Raw genomic sequence first — 13,661 nt, forward strand, 5'->3', positions numbered from 1 at the left:
GCGGACCGCAGCGCAAAAATTCCGTTTCCGCTCAAAGGCATGGATGAACCGCATCGTCCAAAGGCAGTCGCAGCGGCCGATGGCGGACGGGCATCCCGATCGTTGCGGCGTCACGTTTCACATGACGCCGCGCGCACTCACCACACTCAGGACTTCGGTTCGACGACCCACTTGCCGTTGCGCTCGACCAGCACGCGGTCGCACGCGAATTCATCCAGCGCGTGATCGTGGCCCGGCAGCGCCTGGATCACGACTTCGCCTGCATCGCGCAATGCGGCGACACTGGTGCGCAACGCTTCGTCGTGTTGCCACGGCGCGAGGATGGCGCTGCTGCGCGCTTCGATCGGCGAGATGCGCGCGACTTCGCGCAGATCCAGCGAGAAGCCCGTCGCTGCGCGCGCACGGCCGTATGCCTGGCCGACCTTGTCGTAACGGCCGCCGCGCGCGACGGCATTCGGCACGCCATCGACGTAGGCCGAGAACATCACGCCGCTGTGGTACGCGTAGCCGCGCAGATCGGCGAGGTCGATCATGACTTCCGCGCCGCCCACCTGTTGAGCGAGGAACGCGAGGTCGTCGAGCGCGCGCGCGATTTCCGGCGCATTCGGCAGACGCGCGCGCGCCTCTTCGAGCACGGTCGCGTCGCCGTACAACGTGGGCAGCGCGCGCAGTGCATCGCGTGTGACGGGCGTGAGGTTTGCCGTCAGCTCGTTGAGCAGCGGCACGTCCTTGCCCGCGAGCGCTTCATAGAGCGATTCGCCGAGCGCCGCCGCAGCCGGCTCGCCGTCGACCAGCGCGCCCAGCACGGCCGCATGACAGAGATCGAGACGCACGCGACCAAGTCCCGCGAGATGCAGCGCGTCGAGCATCAACTGCTGGATTTCCAGGTCGGCTTCGAGACCGGCATGACCGTAGATTTCTGCACCGATCTGGATCTGCTCGCGGGTCGCGTGCAGGCCGCGCGGACGCGTATGCAGAACGTTGCCCGCGTAGCACAGGCGCGTCACGCCCTGGCGGTTCAGCAGGTGCGCGTCGATGCGCGCGACCTGCGGCGTGATGTCGGCACGCAGGCCGAGCGTGCGGCCCGACAGCTGATCGACGAGCTTGAAGGTGCGCAGGTTCAGATCGCTGCCGCCGCCCGTCAGCAGCGACTCCAGGTATTCGAGCAGCGGCGGCATGACCATCTCGTAGCCGTATGCGCGAAAACGGTCGAGCAGGCGACGGCGCAGTTCTTCGATCTTGCGTGCTTCCGACGGCAGCACGTCGGCAATATTCTCGGGAAGTAACCAGGTCGACATCGATACAGTCCTACGACGGTGAATCCGGCGTCATGTCAGACGCCGTTGGGAATGGGAGCGACGCACGGCACGTGAGCGGCGCAAAGGGCGCTGACGCGCTTTGCCTGTTGCGGCCCGACGCAGGCGACGTGCCGGCCTGTCATGCGTGCCGGTCGATAGCAGCAGTTCAGTGCGCTGCACAGCCGGGTGCAGTTGAACGCACAGCCGTCTGATCCGGAACGGGACGCCGCCTCGTGAGCGACGTCCGGCATCTTCGCGACGCCTAGGTCGCGATCAACAGCAGCAACAGCCCGAGCACCATGACGATCAGTCCGCCGATCCGGATATGGTTCGGCGGGCGCTCCGCTATTTTACGAAACGTGTCGCGCCAGGCGCTCGGAAATACGAACGGGAACATCCCCTCGATGATCAGCATCAGTGCGATCGCGAGCAATAACGAGCCGGCTATGTCCATGCGATGAGGCCGCCGCGATTCGTATGCCGCGGCGTTCCGGTAATCAGTGTTTGTGGGCGCCCGTCGACGCGCCGGAAGACGATTGAGCGGCGGCGCCGCCATCCGGGCCGCGCATGAAGCGGAAGAACTCGCTGCTCGAGTCGACGACCATCATGTCGCCCGGCTTGAAGCTGTTCTTGTAGGCCTGCATGCTTTGGTAGAACTGATAGAACTGCGGATCGCGGCCGTACGCTTCGGCGGCAATCGAGGCAGCCTTGCCGTCGCCATCGCCCTTGATCGACTGCGCCTGCCTGTACGCATCGGCCAGCACCGCTTGCTGCTGCTCTGCCGCGTCCGCCTTGATCTTGTCCGCTTCCGCCGCGCCTTCCGAACGCTCCTGATTCGCGATCTGTGCGCGTGCGGCGATCATGCGCTTGTAGACGGAATCGGCCATTGCAGCGGGAAAGTCGATGCGCGTGAGCGTCACGTCGACGACGTCGACGCCCAGCGACGCCGCGCCCTTCTGCATGCCGTCGCGCGCCTGCGTCGCGATCGCGTCCTGCTTCGCGAGCGCGTCGGACAGCGTGTATTTTGCAAACGCATCGCCCAGCGCGCTGCGCGTGAGCAGCGCGAGACGATCGGACAGACTTTGCACGTCACCCTTCGTTTCGGAAACGAGCTTCACGGGATCGGACACGCGGAATTTGACGACGGGATTCACCAGCAGCTCCGTCTTGTCGGACGTGGCGTAGCGGTCCTCGTCAGGTGTGTCGAGCGACTGGATGCGCGTGTCCACCGACGTCACCGTCTGCAACGGCGGCGGGAGTTTCACGTGCAGGCCGGGACCGGCGAGCGTCGGCGCAGCGTCACCGCGCGCTGACACGACGGCCATGTGCCGCTGATCGACGACGAACACCATCGACGATGCCGCGAACAGCACGATGACGATAGCCACGACGAGCGCAACGATTTTGTTCATGTTCGCGCTCCTTATTGCAGATCGTCTTCGCGGCCGCGGCTGCGGAACGAATCGCGCGAACGGAAGGCATCACTGGCGGCCGCGGCCTGGCTCGCGCTGCTGACGGGTGCGGCCGGCGACGTGATGATGGTCGGCGTGTTGCCGCCTTGCGCTGCCGGTTGCGCACCCTGAGCGCCTTGTGCGTTTGCTTGACCTTGTGCGGACGCTGCACCCCGACCGCCCTGCGCTGCGGGAGCCGAACCGGCTGCAGCCGCCTCGGCCGTACGCTGGCGCGTCTGCTCGACGAGTTTGTCCAGCGGCAGGTACAGCACGTTGCTGCCCGACTTGCTGTCGACGAACACCTTCGTCGTATTCGAATAAATCTGCTGCATGGTTTCGAGGTACATCCGGTCGCGGATCACGGCAGGCGCCTTCGAATACTGCGCATAGACTTCCTTGAAGCGCTCGGCATCGCCTTGCGCCTGCGCGACAACGCGGTCGCTATACACCTTCGCTTCGTCGATCATGCGCTCGCCTTCCGCCTTCGCACGCGGCGCCAATTCGTTTGCGTAGGCCTGGGCATCGCGCTTCGCGCGCTCACGATCCTGACGCGCTTTCGCGGCGTCGTCGAACGCGGCCTGCACCTGATCGGGCGCCTGCACGCTCTGGATCGTCACGCCCGTGACAGCGAGACCCGTGTGATATTCGTCCAACGAATGCTGGATGGCTTCCGTCAGTTGCGCGCGAACCGACTCGCGATCCTGATAGAGGATGTCGTTCGTGCTGCGCGAGCCGACGATCTCACGCACCGCCGCCTGCGCGGCCTGCGTGACGCTCTGATCGGGATCTGCGCTGCGGAACAGGTAATCGGTCGGCTTGCGGATCTGGTATTGAACAGCGAAGCGGACGTCGACGATATCGGCGTCGTGCGTGAGCATCGACGCGTCCTTCACGTTCGCGAGACGCACCACGTTGTTGCGGCCGATTTCGACCGACCGCACCTGGCCGACATTGACGATTTCATGGGATTCGAACGGATACGGCAGGCGCCAGTGGACACCTTGACCCGCCGTGCCTTGCAGCTGGCCGAAGCGCAGCACGACGGCTGCCTGGCCGTCTTGCACGACGAACACGCCGCTACCCAGATAAATGGCAATCAGCACGCCGATGATGATGCCCACGCCGATACGCGCGCCGCGCCCATTGTCCGGACGCGGGCCGCCGCCATTGCCCTTGCGGCCGAACATGCGCGACAGGCGCCGGTTGAAGTCGCGCCACATTTCGTCGAGATCGGGCGGACCTTCACTGTCCTTGCCGTTAGGCGGACGCTTCGAATCGTTCAGACGCTGGCGATCGCCATTGCCTTCGCCCCGGCCCCAGCGCGGGTCGTTCAGCGACAACATGGCGCGCAGACGCAGCCAGATACTCCGCTCGTTGTAATCGTTCACCTGTGTTCGTTCACCAGAGTAGACAGCGGGTCAATGCAATTGGAACGGGTCGGTGCCCGTGTCTGGGATCTTGCGGTCGTCGCGGTCGTCTTCGCCTGCATCATCGCGTTGCTCTTGATGAATGACCGCCGCTCTCGGATCTCCCTCCGACAGTAGACCGTCAGACTCCGGAAGTTGTTCGGCAGTTGCGATTTCGGCGATGGCAGCGCGCAGCGTGTCCAGCCCTTGCCCCGTACGCGCGCTCAAAAAGACGCGCGAAATATTACCATACTCGTCCCTTTCAACCGTGTCGCCTCGGGCCGCCAGTTCAGGCACGGCGTCGATCTTGTTGAACACGAGCACCTGCCGGATCGTGTCCGCGCCGATCTCGCGCAAGACGTCGTTGACCTGATCGATCTGATCGAGCCGCACGGCGCTTGAGGCATCGACGACATGCAGCAGCAGATCGGCGTGAATGGTTTCTTCGAGCGTGGCGCGGAAAGCCGCCACCAGTTGGTGAGGCAACTCGCGGATAAATCCTACGGTGTCCGACACGACGATTTGTCCGACCTCTTCGCCGAGGTACACGCGGCGCGAGGTGGTATCGAGTGTGGCGAACAGCTGGTCGGCCGCGTAGGCCTGCGCCTTCGTCAGCGCATTGAACAGCGTGGACTTGCCCGCGTTCGTATAGCCGACGAGCGACACCGACATGGTGCGATTGCGCGCCCGGGCCCGACGCTGCGTGCCGTGCTGGCGGCGCAGCTTTTCGAGCCGGCCCTTGAGCATCTTGATGCGCTCGCCGATCAGCCGGCGGTCGGTTTCGAGCTGCGTCTCACCGGGACCGCGCAGACCGATACCACCCTTTTGACGCTCAAGGTGAGTCCATGCGCGCACGAGTCGCGTGGCGAGGTATTGCAGTTGCGCGAGTTCGACCTGCAGCTTGCCTTCGTGACTGCGCGCGCGCTGCGCGAAGATGTCGAGGATCAGGCTGGTGCGGTCGACGACGCGCCTGTTAAGCGTACGTTCCAGATTACGCTGCTGCGCAGGTGCGAGCGCATGATTGAAGATGACGATGTCGATGTCGTTCGCTTCACACGCGACGCGTAATTCTTCCGCTTTGCCGCTGCCGACGAACATCGCGGCATCGGGGCTGGAACGGCGACCGGTAAGAGTGACGGCGGGATGGGCGCCCGCGCTTTGCGCGAGCAGGCTGAGTTCTTCGAGACTGGCTTCGAAATCGATTTTCCCGAAGTCGATGCCGACAAGCGCTGCGTTGATCAAATTGGTCGATGTCAAAATGAAGCGGCCGGGCAGTGTCGCCTGCGGACGACGCTCGACCGGCCGCGACGAAGGGTTAGGACGATTCGGAATCCGGGTGGAAATTCACCGGACGGGCAGGCACGACAGTCGAAATGGCGTGCTTGTAGACCATCTGGGTGACCGTATTCCGGAGCAACACGACGTACTGGTCGAACGATTCAATGTTCCCTTGAAGCTTGATGCCGTTGACCAGATAGATCGAGACCGGCACGTGCTCTTTACGCAGTGCGTTCAAAAACGGGTCTTGTAACAATTGCCCTTTGTTGCTCATAGCAAACTCCGTGTTTTTTTGCAGGTTGACTTTATTGCCGGCGAAGAAAAAGAGATCCGCCGTCAATCGCTACACTATAGCCGATTTTTATTGACCAGCGCTTTGCCTGGCCATTCGGCCAGGCCCAATGTACATGCGGGTTTCAGCCCGGATTTCAAGCAGGGATCAGCCTGCGTTTCAACCCTTTCTCAGTCCTTGTCCGCGTAAGGATTCGTCGAGGACCGGAACTCTATCCGCAATGGAGTGCCCGTCAGCGCGAAAGTTTCCCGGAAGCGGTTTTCGAGGTAACGCTTGTACGTGTCGGTGACGGCGTCGAGTGCGTTGCCGTGAATCACGATGATCGGCGGATTCTGTCCCCCCTGGTGGGCGTAGCGCAGTTTCGGACGCACGGGACCCCGGCGGCGCGGCTGCTGGAACTCGACGGCTTCGATCAGCGCGCGCGTGAGCTTCGGTGTCGGCAGCTTGGACATCGCGGCCTTGTAGGCGTCCTCGACCGAGCGCATCAGCGGGCCGATGCCCGTCTTTTCGGCTGCGGAAATGAAGTGGAACTTCGCGAATTCGAGGAATTTTAGCTTGCGCTGAAGATCGTTTTTGGTGCGCTCACGCACATGCGGATCGAGCCCGTCCCACTTGTTCACGCCGACCACGAGCGCCCGGCCCTGCTCGACCACGAAGCCCGCGATGTGCGCGTCCTGCTCCGAAATGTCCTGGCGGGCGTCCAGCAGGAGAATCACGACGTTCGCGTCGGAAATCGACTGCAGCGTTTTCACGACCGAGAACTTTTCGATTGCCTCGAACACCTTGCCGCGCTTACGCAAGCCTGCCGTGTCGATCAGCGTGTACTTTTTGCCTTGCCGCTCGAAGTCGACGTAGATCGAGTCGCGCGTCGTGCCGGGCATGTCGAACGCGATCACGCGGTCTTCGCCGATCAGCGTGTTGACCAGCGTGGATTTGCCGACGTTCGGCCGCCCGACGATCGCGATCTTGATGCCGTGCTGCGCCTTCTCTTCTTCGCTTTCTTCCGGCTGGCCTGCGTACGCGACGTCGAGCGCCTCGTTGATCATTTCCGTCACGCCGTCGCCGTGCGCGGCCGAAATCGCGCGCGGGTCGCCGAGACCCAGCTCGTAGAAGTCGGCGGCCACGTTCGTGTACTTCATTCCCTCGGCCTTGTTGACGACGAGGAAGATCGGCCGGCCCGTCTTGCGCAGATAGTCGGCGATCGACTTGTCTTGCGGCGCAAGACCGTTCCGGCCGTCGACGATAAACACGATGACGTCCGATTCCTCAACCGCCTGGCGCGTCTGACGCGCCATCTCGAACAGGATGCCTTCCTTCGCGACGGGCTCGAAGCCGCCCGTGTCGACGACCAGATACGGACGTTCGCCGCCGACGCGCCCTTCGCCGTAGTGGCGATCGCGCGTGAGGCCGGGCAAATCGGCGACGAGCGCATCGCGCGAGCGCGTGAGCCGGTTGAACAGCGTGGATTTCCCCACATTGGGACGCCCGACGAGGGCAATAACGGGTTTCATCAGATCTTGTTCACAGTGAGGCGCGGGATCGAACGGTCGACCTGCCGCGCTGGCAACGCCATGCGGCCGTTGCACGGCTGCGTTTGACGAAAATTATCACGAATTTGACCCGTTTCGAACGCGCGGAGCTTGCGCGTGCGAACGGATGTCAGGTTGGCTGCCTGACGGGTCCGCCGGGTGATGGGTGCAACCCGGCCGGCGCGACATGAATGACGCGGCGCCTTCTGGATGACCGCCAGTGCAGCCGACTGGCGGTTCCGGCGGTGGAGCGGCTTGCTTCTGTTCACGCCTGCGCCCGAGCAGGCTCGGGACGCCATCAAAACACATGCGGCCGGCAAAACCGGCCTGCATTCACCGCACGACGCGCTTACAAGTGCGCGCCGCACAGCCCACAACGATCAACGCGGACGGAACCCGTACAGGTCGCCGTCGTGCGTCTGCACGATGAGCGTGTCGCCCGCCAGCACGGGGGCCGCCGTGATCGCGCTGCCGTCCGTCTTCGTGCGGGCGACAAACGTGCCGTCGTCGCGCGACAGGAAGTGTACGAAACCCTTGTAGTCGCCGACCACGGCGGCATGGCCGAGCAGCAGCGGCACGCTGACGTCGCGGCTCTTCAACTGGTCGTTACGCCACAATTGCTTGCCCGTCGCGGCGTCATACGCCGACACGACCGCCCAGTCGTCGCCTGCAACCACGACGCGGTCGTCCTGAGCCAGACCGCTCGTGCTCGAAAACGCCTTCTCCCACAGCGCGCGGCCCGAGTTCGCGTCGAAGCAGCCCAGTTGGCCCTGGAACGTCACTGCGCAGGTTTCCGCGCCGACCAGCGTGGGCGGGCCCGTCACGTCATTGATACGCTCGACTTCCGTCACGCCCTTCGGGTACGACACGGGCGTCGTCCAGTAGGCGTCGCCCGTTTGCAGGTTGATGGCCGCGAACTGGCCGCCGGGGAAGCCGGCCAGCACGGCCGCGTCGCCCGCGAACGTCATGCCCGACGATACGCGCAGGTTGAGCGGCACCGCGCGGTTGCGGTAGTTCCACTTCTGCTCGCCCGTTTGCGCGTTGAACGCGGTGATCTGGCCGTCGACCGTACGCACGACCACGAGGCCATTGCCGACCAGCGGCGGCGACAGGATTTCGCCCGGCGCCGTGCCCTTCCACGACAGCTTGCCATTCTGGTCGAGCACGAACACTTCGCCCTTCAGGCCGCCGACGGCCGTCAGCGTGCCGTCCGTACCAACGCCCGCCGACAGGTCGCCGTCGACCTTTGTGCGCCACACGTCCTTACCCGTCTTCGCATCGATCTTCGCGACCGAGCCGTTCGCGCCTGCCGCGTACACGGTGTCGCCGACCGCGACCGGCGAGAACATATAGCGCCCGGCCTTGCCGACGCTGGCCGTCCAGGTCTGCTGCACGTCGAGCACGGGTTTGAACTCGGTGAGCGGCGTGGGCACGCGGCGCTCGTCTTTCGACGATGAGCAGGCCGTCAGAGCGAGCATGGTCATCGCACAGGCAACGGGCACGGCGTAACGTTTCAGCAGATTCATCGGTGAACGAAGCATGTATGTTGTATTGATCAAAAGGTAACGACGAGCGTTGCAGCAGCGCGCAACGTTCAGCCGCCCAGCGCGTCCAGCTTGAACTGGATCAGTTGACGGGCCGAGGCGTCGTTCTTCGGCAGCGAGTCGAGCGCAAGCTTGTACGCAGTGCGCGCATCGTCGCGCTTGCCTTGCGCGGCAAGCAGGTCGCCGCGGCGGTCCGCGACCACGCCCTTGAACGCATCAGACGGATCGTTCAGCAATGCGAGACCGGCGTCGTAAGCCTTTTCGTCGAGCAGCAGCGACGCGAGACGCAGCTTCGCGATCTGCTTGAATTCGTCGTCTTTCGCGTGATCGATCGCCCATTGCAGCTGCGCTTTCGCACCCGGCTCGTCGCCGGCAGCGTACAGCGCCTTCGCGGCGGCAAGCGCCGTCATCTGCGCGTAGGCCGTGCCGCTGAACTTGTCTTCCATGTCGGCCGACACGCGCGTGATGGTCGCCTTGTCCGTGCCCGCCGTGGCTTGCTGAACCTGGTCGTACAGCACGGCCGCTTCCGCCGCCTGATGACGCTGCCAGTAGTTCCAGCCGTTCCAGCCCGCCGCAGCGACGAGCGCGACCAGCACGATCCACGTGACGCCGTTCCCCCACTGCGCCCACCAAGCCTTCAGGCTTTCAAGCGATTCTTGTTCGTCGTGGTAACTCATCGCGACGCGTTTTCCTTTCCTGTTGCCTTGTCTGATTGGGACCGCAGCCGGTGCGGTCCGCAGAACGTTGATGCGCGATGCCGCGCTCAGTCGTCGCCGTCTTCGGTGGACGCAACCATCGCATTGATTAGATATTCGGTCAAGTCTTCGAGCGGCACCGTTTGTTGCTCGCTCTTTCCGCCGCTTTGCGCGGTGTCGCGCAGTGCCTTCACGCCCGCCGTGCCGCTGGCGATTTCGTCTTCGCCGAGAATCACCGCGAAAGCAGCGCCGCTTGCATCCGCGCGTTTCATCTGCGACTTGAAACTGGCCGCCTGACCGTCAGGACTGCAATGCAGAATCACGTCGAGGCCCGTGTCGCGAAGACGCTCCGCGACGATGAATGCGTGGTCGCGCGCCGCGTCGCCCTGATGCGCGACATACACGTCGCAGCCTTCGTCCTCGGGCACGAGCTTTTCTTCCTTCAGCAGTTCGAGAATGCGCTCGATGCCCATCGCCCAGCCGCATGCCGCCGTCGGCTTGCCGCCGAGCTGCTCGATCAGCGGATCGTAACGGCCGCCCGCCGCCACCGTGCCTTGCGCGCCGAGCTTGTCGGTGACCCATTCGAACACGGTCAGGTTGTAATAATCCAGACCGCGCACGAGACGCGGATTGATCGTGAACGGAATGTTGTTCGCCTTCAGGATGCGCTGCAGTCCTTCGAAGTGGGCGCGCGATTCGTCGCCGAGGAAATCAATCAGCTTCGGTGCGTTCTGCGCGACTTCCTGCAGCGCGGGATTCTTCGTGTCCAGCACACGCAGCGGATTCGTATAGAGACGGCGCTTCGCGTCTTCGTCGAGCACGTCCATGTGCTTTTCGAGGTACGCAATCAGTTCGACGCGATGCTTCGCGCGCTCTTCAGCAAGACCCAGCGAGTTGATTTCGAGCTTGATACCCGTCAGCCCGAGGTCGTCCCACAGACGCTGGCACATCAGGATGATTTCGGCATCCGTATCCGGACCCGCGAAACCGAGCGCTTCGACGCCCACCTGATGGAACTGGCGATAACGGCCGCGCTGCGGACGCTCGTGGCGGAACATCGGGCCGATGTACCACAGACGCTTCGGGCCGTCGTACAGCATATTGTGCTCGATCGACGCACGCACGACGGCGGCCGTGTTCTCCGGACGCATCGTCAGGTTCTCGCCGTTGAGCGCGTCGGTGAAGCTGTACATCTCTTTTTCGACGATGTCGGTCACTTCGCCGATGCCGCGCGTGAAGAGTTGCGTGTGCTCGACGATCGGCGTGCGGATATTCTGGTATCCGTACGAACGCAGCATCGACTTGACCGTCGTTTCGAAAAATTCCCACAAGCCGGCGTCCTGCGGAAGGATGTCGTTCATGCCCTTCACGCCGGACAACTTTTCAAGCCGTTTCTTCTGTTCAGTCATCTGTCTTTGATTGACGATTGGAGATGGAGCGAATCAGTTCGTCGCTTCGGCGCGCACGGCGTTGGGGCCATAGCTGCGCTCGACGTAGTCGCTCACGATCTGCTGGAATTCCTGCGCGATGTTTTCGCCGCGCAGCGTCTTGACCTTCACGCCGTCGATGAACACGGGCGCGGCCGGATTCTCGCCCGAGCCCGGCAGGCTGATGCCGATGTTCGCGTGCTTCGATTCGCCCGGACCGTTGACGATGCAGCCCATCACGGCGACGTGCATCTTCTCGACGCCGGGATACGTGTCGCGCCACGCGGGCATCTGCGTGCGCAGATACGTCTGGATCTGCGACGCCAGCTCCTGGAACAGCGTGCTCGTCGTACGGCCGCAGCCGGGACACGCGATGACCATCGGCGTGAACGAACGCAGGCCCATCGTCTGCAGGATTTCCTGGCCGACGATCACTTCGCCCGTGCGCGATGCGCCCGGCTCCGGCGTCAGCGAAATACGGATGGTGTCGCCGATACCCTGCTGCAGCAGCACCGACAGCGCCGCCGTCGACGCGACGATGCCCTTCGAGCCCATGCCTGCTTCCGTCAGGCCCAGGTGCAGCGCGAAGTCACAGCGCCCTGCCAGTTCCTGATACACCGCGATCAGATCCTGCACGCCGCTCACCTTGCACGACAGAATGATCTTGTCGCGGCCAAGGCCGAGTTCGACCGCGCGTTCCGCCGAGCCGATCGCCGACTGGATCAGCGCTTCGTACATCACGCTTTGCGCTTCCCACGGTTCGGCGCGCGCGGCGTTTTCATCCATCATCTTCGCGAGCAGATCCTGATCGAGACTGCCCCAGTTCACGCCGATCCGCACCGGCTTGTCATACTTCGCCGCCGCTTCGATCATCTGCGCGAACTGCGTGTCGCGCTTGGCGCCCTGACCGACGTTGCCCGGGTTGATCCGGTACTTCGACAGCGATTCCGCACAGCCCGGATAGTCGCGCAGCAGCAGATGGCCGTTGTAATGGAAATCGCCGACGAGCGGCACCGTCACGCCCATACGGTCCAGTTGCTCGCGGATCGCGGGCACGGCGGCGGCCGCTTCCGGCGTGTTCACCGTGATACGCACGAGTTCCGAACCGGCCTGCGCAAGTTCCTTGATCTGGATCGCTGTGCCGATGGCGTCCGCGGTATCCGTGTTGGTCATCGACTGCACGCGCACGGGCGCGTCACCGCCGATCGTCACGAGCTGGCCGCCCCAACGCACATCGACCGCATGCGAGCGGCGACGGGGCGCATGACCGCCGAACACCGGCACGGTCGAAACAATCTGACTGCTGGATTTCACTTGATCGGAGTGCATCGATAAACCCGCTTGCGTCGCCTGCTCACGGCCCCGAAGATGCCGGACCCTGTTGCGAAAGACGACGCATGAATTGAAAAAGCGCCGCGGCCCCAAAGCCGCGACGCACACGATTGATTTGCGTCAAGGCAACGCGAAGCGCGCCACATTGCCCTTCGCCGACGCATATTTGGCCGGGTCGACCGGCTGGCCGTCCAGCGTGATCGAGTCCAGACCCGCCTTGTTGCCAACCGTCACCTTGAGCGGCGGCTGGCCGCTGATTTCCTTCGTCTCACCGCCGTGCACGAGGCCCGAGAACACTTCCTTGCCGTCCTTCTGACGCACGCTGAACCAGCTGTCCTGCTTGACCGTCAGCGATACCGTCGACGAGCCCTCGGGTGCAACTGTCGGCTCGGCAGCCGAAGCGGCCGACGCAACCGTTGCGACAGCGGGAGCCGCACTCGCGGCCTTCGGCGCGGCAGCAGCCGGCGCGGACGCCGATGCTGCATTCGATGCCGGCGCGGCGCCTGCCATTGGCAGCGGCGTGGGCATCGGCGTCGCGGACGCGCCTTCTGCGGCCGTTTGCGTTTGCGCGCCGGCTTGCGGTTCTGACGCCGACGGGGTCACTTCGCCCGTCACCGATGCGCCGCTCGCCGGCTGGCCCACTACCGACGACGCGCCTTCCGTGCTTGCCGAACCGCCCGCTATGCCCTTCAGACGCGCGAGCCATGCGTTCGAATCGCCATTGTTCGTATGCCACATCGCGAGCGCGACCACGACGACCACAGCGAGCGCGACCACCCAGATCCACGAACGACGGCGCGGCGCACCGGTGCCAAGCGACAGCGACACTTTTCCGCGCGGCAAATCCGTTCCCGCCGACGCGGGCATGGTCAGCGCGGGTTCCGGCACGCCTTTTTCACGACGCAGCGCCTGCGTCATCGGTGCAGGATCGGTGCCGACCATCTTCGCGTAGCTACGCAACACGCCCAGCGCGAAGGTCGTGTCCGGCAACTGGCTGAGATCGCCTGCTTCGAGGCCGCGCAGCTTGCCCGGCGACACTTTCAGACGCGCCGACACGTCCTCGACCGACCAACCTTTCGATTCGCGCAACTGCGCGAGCCGCGCGCCGACGGCAGCCAGCGAGTCGAACCCGCTCGGCACGGCAGCCGGCGCGGCCGCCGGCAGCGGTCGATCCGAATGCGTATCCATGTCGTGCGGTTGCGGGTGCTGCGGCTCACTCATCCCAAATCCTTTCGCGTCGATTCTTTTATCACTCATGCGAGCGGGCGGCTTTTTGCCTGGCCCGGTTTCGCAGACCGTTTATAACAAAATGTGCGGCTGTGCGTGCCGCTTCCGATCGATTTTGCAAACTTTCTTTTCACATCACCCGACATGACGCGCCCCGAGAGGCCGGCTTGCTGGCTTGCCGC

General features: G+C 64.0%; 13 protein-coding genes. All 13 read right to left on the minus strand.

Features of this window, described 5'->3' with window-relative positions; translation table 11 throughout:
• Positions 1–146: 146 nt before the first annotated feature.
• Positions 147–1,298, minus strand: coding sequence for an ATP phosphoribosyltransferase regulatory subunit (locus FRZ40_RS05080; protein ID WP_147233539.1), 1,152 nt, complete (start codon positions 1,296–1,298; stop codon positions 147–149).
• A 262-nt stretch (positions 1,299–1,560) separates the two neighbouring features.
• Positions 1,561–1,752: a DUF2065 domain-containing protein gene (locus tag FRZ40_RS05085; protein ID WP_028368568.1), complete on the minus strand. Its 192-nt coding sequence runs from the start codon at positions 1,750–1,752 to the stop codon at positions 1,561–1,563.
• A 43-nt stretch (positions 1,753–1,795) separates the two neighbouring features.
• Positions 1,796–2,710 (minus strand): protease modulator HflC, encoded by a 915-nt coding sequence (gene hflC / locus FRZ40_RS05090; RefSeq protein WP_147233540.1) that lies wholly within the window; start codon positions 2,708–2,710, stop codon positions 1,796–1,798.
• A gap of 11 nt (positions 2,711–2,721) precedes the next feature.
• A complete protein-coding gene (gene hflK, locus FRZ40_RS05095) occupies positions 2,722–4,137 on the minus strand; it encodes an FtsH protease activity modulator HflK (protein WP_147233541.1) in 1,416 nt (471 codons plus the stop codon).
• Between the two features lie 30 nt (positions 4,138–4,167).
• Entirely contained in the window at positions 4,168–5,412 is a 1,245-nt protein-coding gene (gene hflX, locus FRZ40_RS05100) for a GTPase HflX (RefSeq protein ID WP_035542731.1), read from the minus strand.
• A gap of 58 nt (positions 5,413–5,470) precedes the next feature.
• Complete coding sequence (gene hfq / locus FRZ40_RS05105) at positions 5,471–5,707, minus strand: RNA chaperone Hfq (RefSeq protein WP_007580427.1); 237 nt, start codon at positions 5,705–5,707, stop codon at positions 5,471–5,473.
• Between the two features lie 188 nt (positions 5,708–5,895).
• Entirely contained in the window at positions 5,896–7,236 is a 1,341-nt protein-coding gene (gene der, locus FRZ40_RS05110; protein ID WP_028368571.1) for a ribosome biogenesis GTPase Der, read from the minus strand.
• Positions 7,236–7,523, minus strand: a complete 288-nt coding sequence (locus FRZ40_RS05115) for a hypothetical protein (RefSeq protein WP_147233542.1) — start codon at positions 7,521–7,523, stop codon at positions 7,236–7,238. The genes der and FRZ40_RS05115 overlap by 1 nt, the downstream gene beginning before the upstream one ends.
• A gap of 111 nt (positions 7,524–7,634) precedes the next feature.
• On the minus strand, positions 7,635–8,780 hold the full coding sequence (bamB, locus tag FRZ40_RS05120) for an outer membrane protein assembly factor BamB (protein WP_028368573.1): 1,146 nt from the start codon (positions 8,778–8,780) through the stop codon (positions 7,635–7,637).
• 68 nt (positions 8,781–8,848) lie between these two features.
• Positions 8,849–9,475 carry a tetratricopeptide repeat protein gene (locus FRZ40_RS05125; protein WP_028368574.1) on the minus strand — a complete coding sequence of 209 codons (627 nt, stop codon included), beginning with the start codon at positions 9,473–9,475 and terminating at the stop codon, positions 8,849–8,851.
• Between the two features lie 86 nt (positions 9,476–9,561).
• Entirely contained in the window at positions 9,562–10,902 is a 1,341-nt protein-coding gene (hisS, locus tag FRZ40_RS05130) for a histidine--tRNA ligase (RefSeq protein WP_028368575.1), read from the minus strand.
• A gap of 33 nt (positions 10,903–10,935) precedes the next feature.
• Positions 10,936–12,249, minus strand: a complete 1,314-nt coding sequence (gene ispG / locus FRZ40_RS05135; RefSeq protein ID WP_147233543.1) for a flavodoxin-dependent (E)-4-hydroxy-3-methylbut-2-enyl-diphosphate synthase — start codon at positions 12,247–12,249, stop codon at positions 10,936–10,938.
• Between the two features lie 123 nt (positions 12,250–12,372).
• Positions 12,373–13,473, minus strand: a complete 1,101-nt coding sequence (locus FRZ40_RS05140; RefSeq protein WP_028368577.1) for a helix-turn-helix domain-containing protein — start codon at positions 13,471–13,473, stop codon at positions 12,373–12,375.
• Between the last annotated feature and the right edge of the window lie 188 nt (positions 13,474–13,661).

This window comes from Paraburkholderia azotifigens (genome assembly GCF_007995085.1).
Lineage (GTDB): Bacteria > Pseudomonadota > Gammaproteobacteria > Burkholderiales > Burkholderiaceae > Paraburkholderia > Paraburkholderia azotifigens.